The following is a 19,752-nucleotide window of genomic DNA, read 5'->3' as shown; positions in this document are numbered from 1 at the left end:
CAGTGGTTAGTGATCAGTGTTCAGTAATGTTGACGGCAGGGAAAATATTCCCGAAGCAGGATCAGGCTCAAAGTCCAGAACGGAAGCGACTGCTGTTAAGTTGATCGGGCCGAAGATGTGCGGGAATTTATCGGAGTCGGAAATGCCCGGGGCGGGAGATCCCGCAGGCGGTTCCCATTTAAGCTCGGGCTTGAGTTGTGATTCGTCGAGCTTTAACAACACGAGATCATTTCGTCCGCGATAAAAAGCATTCGCAACGTGCAGGACTTGCTTTTCAGTGGAACAATGAATGAAGCCTTCGGTTTGCAGACTTGGTGCGATGTATTCACCGCGAACTTGCGCTTCGTTCCATTCGGCGCGTGATGTAATGTGCAGGATCATGGCAGGACCTCGTAGATGGTTGTATTTTTATCCTGGTAAACAGCTTTCCAATATTTACCTTCGAATGTCTTGAACTTGAAAAGACCATCCTGTGAAAGTTCAATGGGCGGATAAATATTGCGTTCAAGCTGCCCAACGATAATATATTTGACCTGATATTTTTTCAGGAACGCGAGAGACCACTCAACATCTGATGTCATGTAGAACCTGGCGATCTCGTCAATACGGTCTGAGATCAGGTTGGGCGCAATGAGCGCGCGCTGCTGGCGTTGATGGAAATTCCAGCCGATCACGCCGGGCAGACCTGTGTAGATCGTGAAGCGGGTACACCAGCGATATTCGGAACAATTGGCTTCGACCAGTACAGGCGAGCCCTGCACATTATCCTGCATCCAGCGGATGGCGCGATAGTCTTCGCTCAGGTCCATCATGTTGACATCCCAATGCTGGGAATAGTTCATGAAATTCATGCTGTCCAAAGAATGCGGCGCGGTCGGAGTCATGCGGTCGCTGATCTTGTCGGATGTGGCTGTGATCGTGAACAGGAATGCGCCCGCGAGGAGTACATAAAGCCCGCTCTGATAGATCGTGCGCCAGCGCAAATTCCAGAAGGGAAATACATTGTACAGCCAGCCAAAAGCCGCCGCCGCGCTGACCGAGAACAGCATCCAGACCTGCATGTAAAGTTTGAAGATCGTGTTCATGCGTCCCAGGTCGCCGCGCAAAGCGATCACTTCGACTGCCATGGTCAAAGCGAGACCCGTCCCGATCATCAGCAGGACGCCGCGCTTTACGCCGGGCATGTTCGGGCGCAGCAGCAGAATCCCAGCCCAAACCGCGAGCGGTAACGCGAGCCAGGCGATGCGCGCGCCTTTGATCACAAAGAACGCCAGCAAAGCCACGATCACTGCCAGCCCGATCTCAATGAATAATGAATAGGGATTTATTTTTCTGAGATGTGAAACGGGTGTGGACGCCATCCATTCACGAGTTTCCCAAACCAGCCACGCGGTGATGATAAAGAGGAACAATCCCCACTGCGTGAAGTAGGATGAGAAAGGTGTGTGCGTAGCCGTCCACGGGTCAATGCTGTTATATGCCTGGCTGTACCAGACATTGAACGGCAAATACATCAACGCGCCGAGCGCATATAAAACAACAACCGCACCGATGGATAAAATCGCACGTCCAAGCCAGTCTGGAAGTTTGAACCAACCCTTCCATTCAAAATGGCGGTTAATGGCATAGATCACAGCCAGCGCGGTGAAGGGGAAGAATGTATATAAATCCCAGGTATTGGTGGGCTTCAACGCGCCGATCATCAACGCGCCGATGCCGAAAGCGGCGACCCATTCCGCGCGGCTCATTTGCGCGCGTGATTTAATAAAGGAAACCGCCCAGGCGATAATGAACAAGGTCAATGGCATGACCAGCATATGCGCGTGCAGGTCGCTGTATAGGAATGTGAACAAGGGAAATTCTGTGATCTCATTGCCCGGCCCCGGCGGAATGACGCGGCTGGGATTCCAATACCATTCTCCGCGCCCGATCGGCAGCAGCGCGTCGCCGGCCAGCATCGTGATGCCCTGGAAGGCCCAGACCCATCTTTGCCAGAGCGATGCGTCCGCCAGGATCGTTCCGCCCGGCATGGCCATGCGCTGGAATGCCTGGAACACCAGCTGGAGCGTACCGAGATTCCCGATCAGGACCGCCATCACAGAAGCCGCCAGACCAGAGATCAAAGCAGAAGGCTGGTCTGAATCTTCATCGGTTACCACCAGTGAATAAGCGACAGTGAACGCGCCCATCGCGACCAGTGCGTACCAGGTCGGCAAAATAAAGTTGTATCCAATCGATGGAACGATGCCAAGCAATTTCAACGGCGTGGCAGCCAGTACAAATCCGTAATAGTAGTAATTGATGTAGCCGCCCGCGAACCACGGGTCATAGGGCGGGAAACTCGTGCTCTTCAACACCGCGTTAAAGTATGAAAAATCCATCGGCCGCTCGCCGCCCTTGGCGGGATGCCACAGGTCTGAATTGCCGAGCCGAATAAGCAGATCGATCAGGAAGAAGATGAGAAAAAGGACTTCGACCATGACGAAGAATCTGCGCTGTGAATTCCACTCCGCTTTGAACTGTTGTCTGCGCATCAATCCCAGGCTGATACCTGCCGCGGCGATAATGGCAAACGCCACGCTGATCGTGACTCGCGTATACGGCACGCCGACCGAGCCGCCCATCCAGGATATCCATGCCAGCAATGCCAGCCCCACGATGCGGCTTAATGGATACGCATACTGACGAAGGCCCGGTAAAGCCAGTCGCGCGATCGGGTAGGCAGACAGTCCCAATACAAAAATGAATCCATACCAAAGCAGGATGCCAAGGATCGGATATTTATTTTGCAGCCAATCGTAATCAAATAACTGTGACCAGGTGCCGCCCGCGCGTTGCTGGGCAAGGCGTGGTTCGGGCAGCATCAAATCCTTGTATTCATAAGTGCCAGCCTGCTTTGGGGTGAGATGAATGACATTGGTCAGATCCACCGAGCCAAGCACCGCCTGCACTTTTGCAGAACTAAAGTCCCCCGCTTTTTTAAAGATCAACACTTTGGGATGATCGTAAAACGTGAACGCTTCTTCCGCCGCTTGATCGTTGATGACCAACGGTCCAAGCGTCGGATACGATTCAAAGACCGCCACCAGTTCAAACCCAAGATTGCCCTGATATTGCCCAGGCTGTGCAACACGGTAACACTTGATGATATTTTCAGATTCCGGACAGCCGATCAATTCACGATAATATTTTGTCGTCAGCGGATAGCGTTCCGGCAGGCGTGTGATCTGCGCGTACTGGTGATTGGTCGGGATGAAGATGTAGTCCGTTTGATTCAACGTATCGATGAAGCGGGTCAGCTTATCTGCATTGTCGTCCCAATAGACTTGCAGATTCAGGTCGCCGCGATACATGCCGCCAAATGGATCGTACCCGTCAATACGGAAGGGCAGTCCCCAGTCGTAATCCGTTTCGTTGGCGATCGCTGAACCGGTCAGGATCAAAGTTTCGCCAAATGTTTCAAGACTCATCGCATAGGACGTGTCCGCTGTGACCGGGATGGGCTTGTCAAAAACAAAGGATACCGAAGAACCGCGCGGGTCTTTTGACTCGGCTGGGTCAAGTCTGGCGGAGGCACTCGCAAATATATTGCCCGGATCATCCGCCGCTGAAATTGAAATCTGGAGGGTCGCAGGGGAAGCGGCTGTATCGATCGCATGAGCGAGAGTCACGCCGCTCAACGTCCCATCATGCCTGGGGACAATGATGGTCGTGTACGGAACACCTGTCTGGATCAAACCACCTGACGGGAAGGTCAATGGTTGATTGACCTTCCTGCCGTCGTTTGTTTGGATCTGCAGATTGATCGGGCCCGGTATGTTTTCAAAGATCCAGCGCGAGGCAGCCATGCGTGTTTCAGGACGCAGATAAATGCTTTGGAAGGCGAAGGCCCAGATAGCGGTGAGGATAAGAACGACAGTACCAACGAAAGCAGCGACGATGGACCACTGACGGTTGACCGTTTGGTTCACGGTTTGTTGTCCATCGTCAACGGTCTTCTTAAAACCCACCAGCTCAAAAATAAACCAGGCCGCCATCATTGCCAAAAGCGGATAGACCGGCAGTTGATAACGCATGGTGGGATTGAACTGCATGGATTGCCAGCCAAAGTAGAATGCGGTCCAGCCCCATAGCAGGAGATGTTTCCATTCGCCTTTGATGATCCGCCAGCCCATCAGCAGGAATCCCGCCCACGCCAGAATGCCAAGCGGAAGCCCCAGCCCCCAAACTGTTAAATTCGTGAATGAATATAAATGCGTGCGGCGCGCCCACTGCAAATTCCAGGGGAGGTCAGATTCTCCCGTCGCCTGCGCGCGCTGTTCGCTGATATTTGCAACCCATTGTGGATTAAGTCCAAGCCCGCTAAAGGCATAAGGCTGAAAGATACGGAAGGAAACGAGCGTGGCGATCCCGCCGGCCATCAAACAGATCACGATGAATTTAAAGGCTTCACCGCTGATGGATTTTTTGCCGGCTAGATAGCGCACAATGAAAGCGCCCGGCAGCGCGATCGCCAGCGCAGCCGCGTTGATCTTTGAAGCCATCGCCATGCCCAGCGCAACCCCAAAACCGATACTGAGCCAGAAGAGCGGATCGCGAATAATGGATGATATGGAAAGCGGACTTTGCGTTTCTCCATCCGCCGCGCTTGCTTTGCGGCTAATGATCCCGACCGCAAAATATATTGCCAGGAACATGAACAAATTGACAAACAGGTCTGATGTAAAAAAATGCGATTGCTGGATCTGCATCACGGTAAAAGAAGAGAATGCAGAAGCGATCAACCCAACCCGTTGACCGTATAATTTTGAAACGAAAAGATAAAGCAAAACTATGGTGAACAGATCCGCCAGCGCGGAGAATTGTCTCGCAAAGAATTTAGAGTTCCCAATATCTGCATTGTCAGTCAGTTCGACCGCGTAGCGTACCAGGGTCATCGGCAGGTTGCCGTATACAAAAAATGCCTGCCCGCGATTGTATGGATTCAGCGTCGAATTCGCCGTGTCGAAATATTCCCCGATACTTAATAAGCGCTTCTGTTCCGGCGGACAGGCATCCACCGGAATGGACGCATCTTCACAGGCGTGCGCCCGCAAATTATCCAGCACACCGGTCAGGAATAATTCATCCGGGTGCTGGTGATAGCCCTCGCCCCAATTCACGCCGCTTAAACGCAAATATCCCGCCAACAGCAGGACGAGAATAAAAAGCAGATCGTAGATCCACGTACGTTTTCCGTTCATAGTTTTCCATGCCATTGTAAGGTGCACACTTCCGCTGAAGCGGTCTCCTCATAAAAAAAGGATTGCTTCGCGCAGTACGCTCGCAATGACATTATCTCTCCACAAAAAACATCATAAAATCCTTGCCCGCGAACGTCGAAGTATAGCGGGTCAACGCCCCATCCGGATAGAGTTCTTTAAGAGCATTCTCAGTTTGCAGATCCTCAGGCCAAAAGATGAACATCTTTGGCGCAGGCAGGTTGACCGTCTGTGAAAAATTCTCGGGCCAGAGCGCGAAATCCCGGTTCGGAATACCGGCCCAAACGCCCGGCAGACGCGTATCCACCCAATATGGGAATGGCACGATCCAGAATGTATCCGCCTGTCCATCGGTATCGCGGAAGTCGCTGATCACCTGTCCCATCTCAGAGGTGTTCCAGGCGCCCGCCCTGAAGTTCCTGTCGAATTGATTAAAGACGATATCGTAATTCTGTAGGGCGGATGTGGCCAGTAAAACGCCGGTCAACCCGTATGCAATGAAGAGCCGTCTCGCGATTTTTCCATTGCTCAAGCCTGCCACCAGTCCGTCAAGCGCAAGCGCGCTGGTAAGGATTGCTGCTATTGCGCCTCCGCCTGCGCGGTTCAATGCAGGATTTTCACCTGGGAATGCCAATGACAGAATCGACGGCATCAGCAGCATGGGAATTGAAACCAGCAAGAGCATGTCGCGCCAGTCCCGTTGACGGGCATACCGCACGATCAACAAGACCACCCCGATCACGAACAAGGCGCCGGTCACAATATCCAGAGCGGGACGGTGAGGCATTGAATTTACCCAGATCTCACCGTCGTCCCAATTGAACATCAACAAGGCGTGGTATAGATTTGAGAGGAAGATCTGCAGGAAAGGTCCGGGCAGAGGCGTGCTAAGCCCGGTCACTTGAGAGATGCCGGTTAAACGGGAAATCGCTCTTTCGCCAAAATACTCCGGAAACTCGATCCAATAACGCAGGAGGGGCAGGAAGACAAAGGCCGAAGTGATGACAATGATCCCCAGCCACATGACCGCCTGTTCCCGATTTCCTTTTGACTGGCCATGTAAAAAATAAATGATAAAGGCGGCCACTACCAGGATCGGCACAATGCGGAACGGACTGTATCCGTGCAGGCCAAGCCCGAGGAAAATGCCGGAGAAGATGAAATCGTTTCGGTTGCGGGTCCGCAGGCCGCGGATCAGGTAAAGAAGCGTCGGCGCGGCGAAGAGCGGATATAAGGGGAAGCGCAATCCAATACGGGAGATCACGTTCGGCCAGTAGGCGATCCCAAAAAGAAATAGCGCGAACAGCCCAACACGCTCATTGCCGAATTCCTTTCCCAGCAGGTAAATATAGGGGAGTGTCAGAATCCCGAGCAAGGCTGTGCCAAGTTTGAGACTTAAATAAGAAAGCCCGGTGCCAAAAAGGTTGGCAACCAGGACTGTCCAGTACATTTGTAAGGCTTCACGGCCTGTGTTGCGTGGAAAGAAGATTTTGTAATCGCCCTGCGTGATCTCGTAGACATCCAGTATTTTTTCGGCGTGGTCGCTGAATGGTTCCACGGGAATCGAATCGGTGCGATAGAGACGGAAGAAGACCGCGACGGCAAATACGCCGACCATGATCACACTCCGGATCAACTTCCTTCTGCGTTCATCCGTATTTGATCCTGTTGTGATCTTTGGGTTCTTCAACCACAGACTGTAAACCAGGAAACCAAGCGACGAAACCCACAATGTGATATTGATAATGTCGAATTTGCCACCGCCAAAGCTGAAAAATGCCATTAACGCAATAACGATGGAAACAATAAATGCGGCGGTACGCGTGGTCAGCGGTTCGGGCATTTGCATGAAGGCGGGAAGTGCGGGCAAATGCCATTCATCCTTGACAGCCGCCCAGATCACAAATCCGACCGCGAAAATATAAAGCGCGACGCCAAGATTGGGCTGGCCATGCATCGACTCAAGTGAGAACTGTCCCGCAAGCGCGAGAAAAAGCGCCAGCACCGACCGCCAGGGAAAATAAGCGGCGCGTGCAGGCTCCTCAGGTTTTGATTCTTCGATCGCATAAGCCGCATCAGCAGCGAGGGAACGATTGAGTTCATCGCGGCGGCGCGCATCCCATAAGGAACGGATGAAATTAAAGAACGAAGCCCAGTCTTTGGTGACGGATTTATATAGGTCAAGAACGGTGGGTTCCTGAAGATCTTTATTCTGCAATTCTGGATTTGGCAATTGGGAATCGTTGCTCATTCAAGCATGCTCTTTATTTTTTTCTCGCCACCACAATGATACTTTCCCCCCACGTCATCGGGAGAAACACGAAGCCTGTGACAGCCTGGATCCCGCCCAATGATCCGAAAAATAATTTCTGTAATTGCTTTGGAACAAAACGAATATAGGGTACATCCCAGAAGCCGTCTGAAAAGACGCGGATCAATTCGAAGTTCGCGTTTTGGATCAGACTCAACCATTCAGATGGTTCCTTCAATGAAATATGGGTCGGGTCCTGATACCCTATCCACCTGTTACCCTTCCACGGTTTTAGCATGGAACCAAGGTTCGGCGTGGCAAGGATCAGGGTTCCACCGCTCGCGGTGATTCGACCAATTTCATTGATGGCTTTTTCGGGGTCTGGCAGGTGCTCCACAATATGCTTGATGATGACCACATTGAAAGCGCCGTTCTCAAATGGCAGTTCCTGCGCGGATGCGGTTTGCAAAGATGATTTATTTACAACTGCTTTGGATTGTTTCACCGCCCAATGGTTCAAGTCCATACCGACCGTTTCAAACGTATCTTCGAGCTGGGCAACCAGATGCCCCATACCTGATCCCACCTCAAGCAGGCGCGCTCCGCGTTGGCCGTATCTGCGCGCGAGCATGGCAAAGAAGCGGTTAGACCACCAATACATGCTGTATTTGGCAAAGGTAATGTCTGCGTAGGTGTGCGTGGAGAAATATTTTTCGTCGAATGACATGGGTTAGACAGTGGACAGTAGACAGTGGACAGTGACAGCGCGGTCAACGGTCTGTTGTCTAGGGTCTCTTTTTAGCTATATAAAACGTAAATGTCCCATTGGCCGTTGGTTCCGGCGACGCGTATTTTTTGACAAAACTCTTCGTGAGCGCCAGATTCCATTCAGTGCGTGAGATGATCCACCTGCCGGTTAAGACCCGCGCAACCACAGAGGGGATGCCAAAATAATGTCCCCATTCTAACACGCGCATCGAGGCGGGCGAAAAATAATGCCACCAGCGTTCCAGTTTGAATCCAGCCCGTTCAAGGCGCTGTTCCCAAACATGCGGCTCGTCCGCGTGAGAAACGCGCGAAATCCTGCGGAACCATTCGGTATAGCCTTTGCCCAAAACCTTTGAAATGGACAGTTCACTCAAGTACCTTGTATTCGGTACACAGAAATAGAAGGGCGCGTTGGGTTTGAGAACACGCGCGGTCTCCTTCAACACATCATCGATGTGCGGGATGTGTTCCAAAACTGAATTGCTGATCGCGCTGGAAAAGTGATTCGATGGAAAAGGCGAGCGCGCGCCATCAGCTTCCACCAGGGATTTATACGCGTTGTACTTTTTCGCTTCGCGCATGGAGAACCGCCACGGGTCAAGCCCCACATCCAGTTTTTGATCGAAGGTCAGGGAGGCAAAATGACCGTCGCCGCAGCCGACATCATAAACCGGCGCAGGGAGAGGCAGGTCTTGATAATATTCACTCTCTATCGCGCGCAAAAACGCGCGGAAGTAAGGCAGGTCGCGCAATTGCAGGTAAAGGAAATCTTTTTTCGAGCCCATCTATTTAGTCTCGGCGGAAGGTTTGATGATCCAATAGGCCAGTGAGCCGATCACTGGAATGGCGCAAATAATGAGAACCCATATTCCAAGTGGCACGCCGCTTAAATTTTTCTTTCTAAGGTCAAGCAGCGAAATGAGAGGAAGCCCGAACAATAGAATTATTGGAAGTAACTGAACAATAAGCAGGCCAGTATTAATACCGAGTGGTTCCATGTTTATTTCCCCTTCTTCATCAATCGAGCAAATAATTTTTCATATTCCTGCGCGATCGAGTCAGGGTCATAGGATTTCTTAATTGCTTCAATGTCGCCGCGATATTTGAGCGGATCATCCAATACGCTCAAAATTGATTCTGCCAGGGAAGCAGAATCACCAATTTGAGAGACGACTCCCATGCCGTGCATTTGGACTGGTCTCCGCACTCCGGGCAGCGCAGACGGCACACTGGGTACGCCGTTCATCATCGCTTCGATCTGAACGAGTCCGAAGGCTTCAGTGGAGTTGAGCGAAGGCACGGTCAGCACATCGAGGTTTGGATAGAAGGCTGCCATTTGAATGGGATCTAGATTGCCGAGGAATGTCCAATGTCCCTGCTGTTCATACTCGTGGATACGCGGTGTGAGCCTGTCTGAGTAGGCTTGTTCGCCCATCACGTTTTGATATGTTCCGGCAAACAGGACCTGCGCTTTCGGATATGTTTTTAGAATGGCGGGCAGTGCGTCGAGTAGAACTTCCACGCCCTTTTCAGCGGCGAGACGGGCGGCCATGCCGATGACCGGTCTGCGTTCGTCAATGTGATGCTCGCGCGCGAAAGCAGAAATAGCTTCAGGTGTAGGAACAGGCAGTTCAACCGGAGGCAGGATCGGGGTCAGCTTTGATGCGTAGCGCGAGAGGTAGGGCGAGTTGTCGGCATAGTCCTGTGTGTAAGTCACAATATGATTTGCCAAACGTCCCGCCATATTATTTTGAAAATCCAGCACAAAATTAACAAGGCGATTGAACGTTCCGACCGGAAGCTGCACATCACAGTGATAGGTGAGCACGGCAGGTTTGCCAAACAGGCGGGCGCGGAAGGCAACACCGGGCGCGTCGAATTGCGGCAGGTGCATCTGGACTACATCATGCCGGGCGACAAGTTTTGTGGCGACCCAGCCAAAGGTCGGGGCGATCACACCCTTGCTGATACGTGCCGCGACCGGAACACGGATCACCTTTACGCCATCCATCATCTCTTCAAGCGCAAGGGAAGGGTCGTATTGCGTGGTCATCACGGTCACTTGATGGCCGCGTTTGACGAAGGCGCGCGCAAGGCGCTCAGCGTAAATGGTCAGTCCGCTCGTGTGCGGACGATAGTAGGTAAGAACGGTTAGGATTTTCATAAAGCGGAAAGATTATACCCCAGGGAAAACAAGCGTCTTGCGGATGGCCTGCGGATAACTTTGTGGTTTAATAGGGTTAAGTATTTCAAGACAAATAAATTTCAAAAGGAAAAGAACATGGCGACTAAAAAGACCGATCAACCCCTGAGCAGCAAGGAAAAAGAAATGGAAATCATTGAGAATTGGAGGCTGTTGTTTAAGTGGCTCTTTATTTTTGGCGCGCTTACCGCAGGTGTAACCTATGCACTCTCGCCAGATGAAGGAATTTACCAGCCTGATGCGTTGGTATGGACGTTGATGTTGATCGGCGTTTTTGTGGGTATCTTTTATTTTAACTCGGATGACGTTATCAACATCGGTCTGCGCTATCTTATTTTTGGTACGGTTGTTGGCGCAGTGGAGAATTTTTATGTTGTCGGTATCCATATCACCAATTTTTTGCTGGGAGTCCGTCTATATCTCGGACCGATTGTTTTGACAGTGGTGCTGGTGTATTTCGTAAAGAAGTATTTTTTGAACAAGTAGACAAATAAAGTGATAAGACCTGACAGATTTTCAGGGTTTGGTTTCAAACTCGAATCATTGTGTGCGCACGATGATTGATCAGTATGGACCATAATGAAATTTGTCAGGTCTTCAGCAAGTTAGCGGGGAAACGCTGCTCCAAACATTAACGAAACTCAAATTTTCCATCCAATCTCCCATGCTATAATCCCTTCCTTGAAAGGGAACTTATGCTTAAAAACTTTGTAAAATTATTTAGTGGCGACCCCACAAAAAAGACAGTTGATCAATTTGCCGGCCTTGTGGTCAAGGTCAATGCGCTTGAAGCGGAATATGAGGCATTAAGCGATGAGGCTCTGCGCGCCAAAACGGATGAATTCAAGGCGCGGGTGGCGAAAGCCATTGATGGAGTGCTTGACGAGAAGGATCGCAAAAAGTTCGAGCAGGATGCATTGGGTGAGATCATGCCCGAGGCATTTGCCGCTGTACGTGAGGCTTCTAAACGCACGATCGGCCTGCGTCATTACGATGTGCAGGTCATCGGCGGCGCGGCGCTGCACAGCGGACAGATCGCGGAGATGCGCACAGGCGAGGGCAAGACCCTTGTTTCGACCATGCCTGTCTACCTCAACACACTGACCGGGCGCGGCGTTCATTTAATTACAGTCAATGATTATTTGGCGCGGCGTGATGCGCGCTGGATGGCTCCCATTTTTAACATGCTCGGCGTCTCGGTCGGAGTTCTGCAAATGGCGGCCGCCACCGAGAACGGCAAGAAAGCCTTCATGGTGGATTTCGAGCGCGAGTCGCCGCATGAAGACCAGCATCATCTTCGTCTCGTGGATCGCGTCGAAGCGTATAGCGCGGATGTCACTTACGGCACGAACTCTGAATTCGGTTTCGATTATCTGCGCGATAACATGGCCATGCGCATGGACCAGCGTGTCCAGCGCGGACATTACTACGCCATCGTCGATGAAGTTGACAACGTGTTGATTGATGAAGCGCGCACGCCGCTCATCATCTCCGGCCCTGCTTCTGGTGACCTGGAATGGTACGGCAGGATGGCGCAGGTCGTAAAACAACTTCGCTCCGAAGATTATGAAGTCAATGAAAAAGACCGCAACGTCTCTTTGACCGAAGTCGGCATCAGCCACGTTGAATCCATTTTGGGCACGACCCTGCTCGACCCGGACAGACCCGAAGATCTCACTCCCGAGCAGGCGCGCCTGACCGGTTATCTTGAACAGGCTTTACGCGCGCAATTCCTCTTTATCCGCAACAAGGAATATTTGGTGCAGGGCGGCAAGGTGGTCATCGTGGATGAATTCACCGGGCGACAGATGCCGGGCCGCCGCTGGAGCGATGGCCTGCATCAGGCTGTGGAAGCAAAAGAAGGTGTGAAGGTTGAGCCGGAGAACGTCACCTACGCCACCATCACACTGCAAAATTATTTCCGCATGTATCAAAAACTGGCGGGCATGACCGGTACCGCGCTGACCGAAGCCGAGGAATTCAACAAGATCTATAAACTTGAGGTCGCGCCCGTCCCGCCGAATCTGGAATATCAATCCTTCGGCAAAGGCGCTGTGCTGACCGAGATCAAAACAAAGGACGACGAAGGCTACGCCTATTCATATTTTGCGCGCGCAGGCGAAACCACACCGCTCTTCTATAAAAGAAAAGATTTCCCTGATGTGATCTATCGCACCGTCGAAGCCAAACTGCGCGCCATCGCGACCGAGATCGTCCGCTACAACGCGCTCGGCAAACCGATGCTGGTGGGCACCACTTCGGTCGAATCGTCCGACCAGCTCTCGGGTCGGCTCAAGGCCGAACCTGTCCGCCGCTTGCTGCAAGTGACTCTGGTGCGGGATGCTTTCATTAAAGCCAGCAAGAAGGAAGAGGATGGACGCCTGATTCCTGAACTCGCGCCATTCAATGAACCGCTTGAAAAGATCACGCCGGATGCGATGCGCAAATTCATCCAGCCGTTTGGCGTCACCAATATCAATCCCGAAGAACCCGCGAACTTAAAGACTTTGCTTGAACTGCTGTTCCTGCCTGAAAGCGCAGGTCCGCGCCTGAAGGCGATCATTCAGGGCGGAGTGTCGCATCTCGTCTTGAACGCGCGCAAGCATACCGAAGAGTCGCAGATCATTGCCGGCGCGGGCGCGTTCGGAGCGGTGACCATCGCCACGAACATGGCCGGCCGCGGTGTTGATATTAAACTCGGCGGCGAAGTGGCGGAGGAAGTTATCTCGGCTGCGAATCGTGTGCTTCGAAAAGCGGGATACGAAGATCCGTTTGATATGACTCTCGAAGAGCGCCGTCAGGCTTTGCTGAAAGTTGATCCTGTCAACTTTGGCATTTATGACGCTGAAGTAAAACTATTCCTGCAATATTTCGAGGATATGGAAAGAGTCAAAGAGTTGGGCGGATTGCACGTGATCGGCTCGGAACGTCACGAAGCACGCCGTATTGATAATCAGCTGCGTGGACGCGCTGCCCGTCAGGGTGACCCGGGCTCGTCGCGTTTTTATCTTTCATTGCAAGATGACCTGATGCGCCTGTTTGGCGGCGAGCAGGTCAGCGGGTTAATGGAACGTCTTAAAGTGGATGACTCGCTTCCATTGGAAGTGCGTCTTGTGAGCAATATTATTGAAAGTTCGCAGACCCGCGTGGAAGGCGCGAACTTTGACGTCCGTAAACATTTGCTTGAATATGACGATGTGCTGAACAAACAACGTTCGCAGATCTACGGCCAGCGCGACCTCATCTTCCAGAAGGAAGACTTGAGCGAAGACATCGCCGAGATGCTTCAAAACGAAGTGACCAAGCGCGTTGAAATGGGCATCGCCGATGAGGAAGGCCCGTGGAAATTGATCGCGTGGCTCGAACAGGTCCAGCCGCCATTTGACGCGGCTGCAGGAATATTCCCATCCTATGGGTTCAAGTTGATCCTCAACGAGATCAAGAGCGACGATGCGCAGCGTTCGATGTTAAACATCATCGCGCGTGCCATCGAAGCCGAGGAAGCGCATACCTTGCGCGCCATCGAAGCGCTCGTTGAGAAAACGCGTGAATCCTTCGAGGCGCAGACTGCCGAGCGTGAGGATGCCCTTGATGCGTATTTCCAGGGCTTGCGTGATCTTGAAGAACAGCCACGCCCGCAGAAGATATTGGAAGAAGTCAATTCGCTGGTGCATTTGCAGCTTCGCTTTAATAATGAGATCAACCGCGCGCTGGCAGATGACCCGGAAAGCGCGAAGGAAGATATCCAAGACCTGGTTTCACAGCAGATGGTACTTCTCAATGCCACGCGTCTGATCGGCGCGATCCAGAACCGCGTGGGCGAGCAGCTGCCGTGGCCGAATCCACTGCCTGCGGATGAGGATGAACTTGAAAATGTCATTTTACAGACCGCGCGCGAGGGACTGGTGCGCAGGCGTGAGCGGTTGAATAAAGAGATCGAACGCGATTTGAATGTTTTGCTTCAGCACAAGTCTCTGGACTCGGATGAGTCCAGACTGCGTTTGTTGTTGACTCTCTCTCAGGGCGCGCGCGCTTCGTTCGATCAACGCACGCATAAGCAGGTCAAGCAGATATACTCGCGCTTCACTTATATTTTCCTGGCCGCGCAATTATTGGATGGTCGTGAAGCGTTGGATATTGATGAAGAAGTGATGGCGCATTTGGAATCCGCTGAAGAGACTCTGCGCACCACCTGGGGTCAGAGTGAATTTGCCCGCTTGAACCAGAACGCCCTGAAATTCGCAGACTTCGGACCCGCCGCGCGCATCGCTTTCGGGGAGGAACGACTCAATGAAGCTGTATCAACCATCAGCGAGTCAGACCGCGCGCTCTTGATCGAATCCATTGGTAAATATGTGCTCAATGAAGTCCACCGTCATTTACTATTGAGCGCCTTCAGCGAGTTGTGGGTCGAATATCTGACCAAGGTTGAAGCCCTGCGCATCTCCATTGGCCTCGAGGCTTACGCCCAACGTGACCCGCTGGTACAATACAAAGGACGCGCGTCCGAGATGTTCCAGCAATTGCTTGAAGATGTGCGCGGATTGGTGATCGGGCGCGCATTTGCAACTCGTCCGCGGCGCGTCGAGATCAATCCGATCGAAACCTCTTCTGTCAGTAATGTGGCCGCACCAATTGAAGCAGTGGTAAATATCGCTGGCAATAAGAAGAAAAGGAAGCGTCACTAAAGTTTAGTTTAGAGGTAGATTGCTAAACGATACCAATCCGTTGAACCAATTCGTTTCGCTCCCGAAGGTGGAGTTACACCGCCATCTTGAGGGTTCTCTGCGTCTGATGACCATGTCAGAGATCGCGCGGCAGCACGGCGTTACGGTTCCAGACACTACCTATAATCTAAGCGGGCTGGTGCAGGTACAGGACCAGGACCCGATGACCTTCACCAACTTCCTCGATAAATTCAAAACATTAAGACTCTTTTATAAATCCCCCGATGTCATTCACCGTGTCACACGTGAAGCGGTGGAGGATGCGGCGCACGATAACATTCGCTACCTTGAGCTGCGTTTCACGCCAGTGGCCTTGAGCCGCGCGGAAGGATTCCCCCTGCACGATGTGATGGATTGGGTATTGTCCAGCGCGCGGGAAGCCGCGCAGAAAAATAATATCAAGGTCAGGCTGATCGCTTCGGTAAACCGGCACGAAAGTCCGGAACTTGCCGAGCAGGTGGCTTGGCTGGCTGCGGAACGCATCCAGGATGGGCTGGTGGGATTGGATCTGGCCGGCAATGAAGCTGAGTTTAAGTCTGATCCGTTCCATGAAATATTCAAGGAAGCCAAACAATCGGGACTGCATGTGACGATCCACGCCGGCGAGTGGGGATCTGCCGCGAACGTGCGCGATGCGATCGAGAACCTTGACGCCGAGCGGATCGGGCATGGTGTGCGTGTGATGGAAGATGAAAATGTTGTTGCGCTTGCGAAAGAACATGAGACTGCTTTTGAAGTTTGCGTGACCAGCAATTATCAGTCCGGCGTGGTCGGCTCGCGGACCAAACATCAATTGCCCGGCATGATCGAAGCGGGATTGAATGTGACGGTCAATACCGATGACCCAAGCGTTTCGCGCATTACGCTCTCGCATGAATATCACCATATATTTGAAGAATTGCATGTGCCGCTGGATGTATTAAAAAGCACTGTGATCAATGCGGCGCAGGCGGCGTTCCTGCCTGAAGATGAAAAACAGGAATTGACCGCGCTGCTGAAAAATGAAATGACTTTATAAATCCCACCAATCAAATTCAAGGATATCAAAGGCGCTCCTTTGGGTTCTTGGCTGTGGTGAAAATTCTTAAAAACCAAAGGAGTGAACCATGAATGATCTATTTAAGTCCCGTGACATATTGAAAGTGGGGAATAAGGAATATGTTTTCTTCCGCCTCGATGCGCTGGAGAAGGCCGGTCTCGTCAAGTTAAACAAACTTCCGTTCTCGATCCGCATCGTGCTCGAAGCCGCCCTGCGTCAATGCAATGACCATGAGATCACGCAGAATGATGTCAAAAACATCGCCGCGTGGACGCCGAAAGGCGCGCGGCCCGGCATTCCCTTCCTGCCCGGCCGTGTGGTCATGCAGGATTTCACGGGCGTGCCTGCCGTCGTTGATCTGGCAGCGATGCGCGCTGCGGTTGCCCGCCTCGGCGGCGACCCGAAAAAGGTCAATCCGCTTGTGCCGGTGGACCTGGTCATCGACCACTCGGTGCAGATCGATTTCTTTGGAACGGAAGATGCGCTCAAACGCAATACCGAAATGGAATTCCTGCGCAACCGTGAACGCTATGAATTCCTTAAGTGGGGACAAAAAGCGTTCAGCAATTTCCGTGTTGTGCCCCCGATGACGGGTATTGTGCATCAGGTCAATTTGGAAAATCTGGCTGAAGTCGTGATGACAAAATTAGATGGCAATGATGTGCTTGCCTTCCCCGACACAGTCGTCGGCACCGATTCGCACACCACCATGATCAACGGTCTCGGCGTGGTGGGCTGGGGTGTCGGCGGCATCGAAGCAGAAGCCGTCATGCTTGGTCAGCCGATGGATATGCTCCTGCCGGATGTGATCGGTTTTAAACTTTACGGCAAACTCAATGAAGGCGTCACCGCCACCGATCTTGTGCTCACCATCACGCAAATGCTGCGCAAGAAAGGCGTGGTTGATAAATTCGTCGAGTTCTTCGGCGAAGGTCTTAACAACATGTCTTTGACGGATCGCGCCACGATCGCGAATATGGCTCCGGAATATGGAGCCACGATGGGATATTTCCCTGTTGACGAAGAGACGCTTCGCTATATGCGTCTGACTGGTCGCTCCGACGAAATAGTGGATCGCACCGAAGCATACCTGCGCGCGCAGGGCTTATTCCACGAGGCCGGCACACCCGACCCTGAATATACAGATACACTCGAACTTGACCTCGCGTCTGTCGTGCCCTCCCTGGCGGGACCCAAGCGTCCGCAGGATCGCGTCGCGTTGACCGATATGAAGGACACATTCCGAAAGGCATTGACCGCCCCGATCAAGGAACGCGGTTATGAACTTTCCGGCGAGGCATTGTCCCGCGAAGCCGATTTTGGCACAAACGGCAGCACACAAAAGATGAAACATGGCGCGGTCGTCATCGCGGCGATCACCTCCTGCACAAATACATCCAATCCATCTGTTTTGATCGCGGCTGGACTTGTCGCGAAGAAGGCTGTTGAAAAGGGATTGAATGTCAAGCCGTACGTAAAGACTTCGCTCGCGCCCGGCTCATTGGTCGTGACTGAATACCTTACCAGCGCGGGGTTGATCGAACCGCTTTCCAAACTTGGATTCAACGTGATCGCCTATGGCTGTACAACCTGTATCGGCAACTCCGGCCCGCTGCCAGAGGAGGTTGCCAAAGCGGTGACCAGCGCTGATCTGGTTGCATCGGCTGTCATTTCCGGCAACCGCAACTTTGAAGGCCGTGTGCACCCGCTTGTAAAGGCGAACTATCTTGCGTCACCTCCATTGGTGGTTGCGTATGCGCTGGCCGGCACAGTGGATATTGACCTAAACAATGAACCGCTTGGCACTGGCTCCAGCGGCGAGGCTGTGTATCTCAAAGATCTATGGCCCAGCCAACAGGAAATCAGCGAAGCGATCGAGGCGAATGTGCGGGCTGAGATGTTCAAAGAGAAATACGCAGATGTATTCTCCGGTTCAGACATGTGGAAAGCGGTCAAGGTTGTGGAAGGCGATCTCTATGAATGGGATGAAAACTCGACCTATATCCATCATCCGCCGTACTTCCAGGAGATCTCATTGGATGTCAGCCCGGTCAAGGGCATCAGCTCGGCACGTGTGCTCGGACTGTTCGGGGATTCCATCACCACAGATCATATTTCACCTGCGGGGAATATTGCCGCAACCAGCCCGGCTGGGAAGTTTTTACAGGAAAAAGATGTCGCCCCGGCGTACTTTAATTCCTATGGCGCGCGGCGCGGCAACGACCAGGTCATGGCGCGTGGCACGTTCGCAAATATCCGCTTGAAGAATGTGATGGTTGCGCCAAAAGAGGGCAACTTAACCAGGCATCAACCTGATGGTGAAGAGATGTCGATCTTTGACGCCGCGATGAAATATAAGGATGCCGGCGTTCCAAGCATCGTGCTGGCGGGGAAGGAATATGGCACAGGCTCCAGTCGTGACTGGGCCGCGAAGGGACCGATGCTGCAGGGCGTGAAGGCTGTCATCGCAGAATCGTTCGAACGCATCCATCGCTCGAATTTGGTGGGCATGGGCGTGCTTCCGCTGAGATTCACCCAGGGGCAGAACGCCGAATCTCTCGGCTTGGATGGAAGCGAAGTATTCGATATCGAAGGCGTCAACGATGAGATCAAACCTCAAAGCGAGGTCACGGTTAAGGCCAGGAAACCTGACGGCAAGGTGGTTGAATTCAAAGCCACAGTCTTGTTGAATACATCCGTCGAAGTGAACTACTATCGAAACGGCGGTATTTTGCACACTGTGTTGAGAAATCTGGTGAAGTAGAACGAAAGAGACAGCCAGAGCTGGCTGTCTCTTTTTATTTAAGAGTACAATACCGGGTATCTTGGAAGTTGCTCAAGGAGAAAACCATGGCAAAAACTTACATCGAGAATATGCTGGGTGAAAACGAGCGCATTATATTGGTCACGCGCCAGCATGGATTTGTGCTTTTCAGTTCGATCATCGCGGAGATCGTTGTCACGCTGATCGTGATCGCGGCATTCATTGTCATGACATTATCCAATCCGCTGGCGGCATTTGGTTTTCTGCTCGCGCTGATTCCCCTGGGTATCATGACCTGGGATATTTTTACGTGGAACAACCACCAGTATGTCGTCACCAACCGCCGTGTGATCCAGATCTCGGGCATCTTCAACAAAGCTGTGATCGACTCATCGCTGGAAAAGGTCACCGACATCAAGATGACCCAAAGTTTCTTCGGCAGGTTGTTCGATTATGGCGATGTGGAGATCCTGACCGCCAGCGAGATCGGAGTCAACCTGTTCAAGCGCATCGGCAACCCGATCAAATTCAAGACCGCGATGTTGAATGCCAAGGAGAAACTCGGCTACGAAGGGACAGGCGCTCACGCGCAGCGCTCTGTAAGCATCCCTGCGTTGATTGACGCGCTGGAGGAATTACGCAAGAAGGGCATCCTGACCGAGGAGGAATTCAAGGCGAAGAAAAAAGAACTGCTGGCGAAAATGTAGATTATGAAATGGACTGGTTGCAATGACCAGTC

The 19,752-nt window shown here is 52.3% G+C and carries 12 protein-coding genes; 5 read left to right on the top strand and 7 right to left on the bottom strand.

Features of this window, described 5'->3' with window-relative positions; genetic code table 11:
• Nucleotides 1-6 precede the first annotated feature (6 nt).
• The 7 genes from IPL17_RS26105 to IPL17_RS26075 form a co-directional block, all read right to left on the bottom strand.
• Nucleotides 7-381 carry a DUF952 domain-containing protein gene (locus IPL17_RS26105; RefSeq protein WP_345310020.1) on the bottom strand — a complete coding sequence of 125 codons (375 nt, stop codon included), beginning with the start codon at nt 379-381 and terminating at the stop codon, nt 7-9.
• Nucleotides 378-5,243 (bottom strand): DUF2298 domain-containing protein, encoded by a 4,866-nt coding sequence (locus tag IPL17_RS26100; protein WP_345310019.1) that lies wholly within the window; start codon nt 5,241-5,243, stop codon nt 378-380. The genes IPL17_RS26105 and IPL17_RS26100 overlap by 4 nt, the downstream gene beginning before the upstream one ends.
• A gap of 91 nt (nt 5,244-5,334) precedes the next feature.
• Entirely contained in the window at nt 5,335-7,512 is a 2,178-nt protein-coding gene (locus tag IPL17_RS26095; RefSeq protein WP_345310018.1) for a glycosyltransferase family 39 protein, read from the bottom strand.
• A gap of 13 nt (nt 7,513-7,525) precedes the next feature.
• Nucleotides 7,526-8,239 (bottom strand): class I SAM-dependent methyltransferase, encoded by a 714-nt coding sequence (locus IPL17_RS26090; protein WP_345310017.1) that lies wholly within the window; start codon nt 8,237-8,239, stop codon nt 7,526-7,528.
• Between the two features lie 58 nt (nt 8,240-8,297).
• Nucleotides 8,298-9,065, bottom strand: coding sequence for a class I SAM-dependent methyltransferase (locus IPL17_RS26085; protein WP_345310016.1), 768 nt, complete (start codon nt 9,063-9,065; stop codon nt 8,298-8,300).
• Nucleotides 9,066-9,278: a transcriptional regulator gene (locus IPL17_RS26080; protein WP_345310015.1), complete on the bottom strand. Its 213-nt coding sequence runs from the start codon at nt 9,276-9,278 to the stop codon at nt 9,066-9,068.
• A 2-nt stretch (nt 9,279-9,280) separates the two neighbouring features.
• Entirely contained in the window at nt 9,281-10,444 is a 1,164-nt protein-coding gene (locus IPL17_RS26075; RefSeq protein WP_345310014.1) for a glycosyltransferase family 4 protein, read from the bottom strand.
• A gap of 117 nt (nt 10,445-10,561) precedes the next feature.
• Between IPL17_RS26075 and IPL17_RS26070 the strand changes: the two genes are divergently transcribed.
• The 5 genes from IPL17_RS26070 to IPL17_RS26050 all read left to right on the top strand — a co-directional run bounded on the left by IPL17_RS26070 (nt 10,562) and on the right by IPL17_RS26050 (nt 19,720).
• Complete coding sequence (locus IPL17_RS26070) at nt 10,562-10,969, top strand: hypothetical protein (protein ID WP_345310013.1); 408 nt, start codon at nt 10,562-10,564, stop codon at nt 10,967-10,969.
• A 209-nt stretch (nt 10,970-11,178) separates the two neighbouring features.
• Nucleotides 11,179-15,171 (top strand): hypothetical protein, encoded by a 3,993-nt coding sequence (locus tag IPL17_RS26065; protein WP_345310012.1) that lies wholly within the window; start codon nt 11,179-11,181, stop codon nt 15,169-15,171.
• Between the two features lie 19 nt (nt 15,172-15,190).
• Nucleotides 15,191-16,228 carry an adenosine deaminase gene (gene add, locus IPL17_RS26060; protein WP_345310011.1) on the top strand — a complete coding sequence of 346 codons (1,038 nt, stop codon included), beginning with the start codon at nt 15,191-15,193 and terminating at the stop codon, nt 16,226-16,228.
• Nucleotides 16,229-16,316: 88 nt separating this feature from the next.
• Complete coding sequence (acnA, locus tag IPL17_RS26055; protein ID WP_345310010.1) at nt 16,317-19,013, top strand: aconitate hydratase AcnA; 2,697 nt, start codon at nt 16,317-16,319, stop codon at nt 19,011-19,013.
• Between the two features lie 86 nt (nt 19,014-19,099).
• Nucleotides 19,100-19,720 carry a PH domain-containing protein gene (locus IPL17_RS26050; RefSeq protein ID WP_345310009.1) on the top strand — a complete coding sequence of 207 codons (621 nt, stop codon included), beginning with the start codon at nt 19,100-19,102 and terminating at the stop codon, nt 19,718-19,720.
• The last annotated feature ends 32 nt before the right edge of the window (nt 19,721-19,752 follow it).

It is taken from the genome of Candidatus Villigracilis saccharophilus (assembly GCF_016711665.1).
Note: the sequence above shows the minus strand (reverse complement) of the source record. Positions and strands in the feature narration are given on the sequence as shown.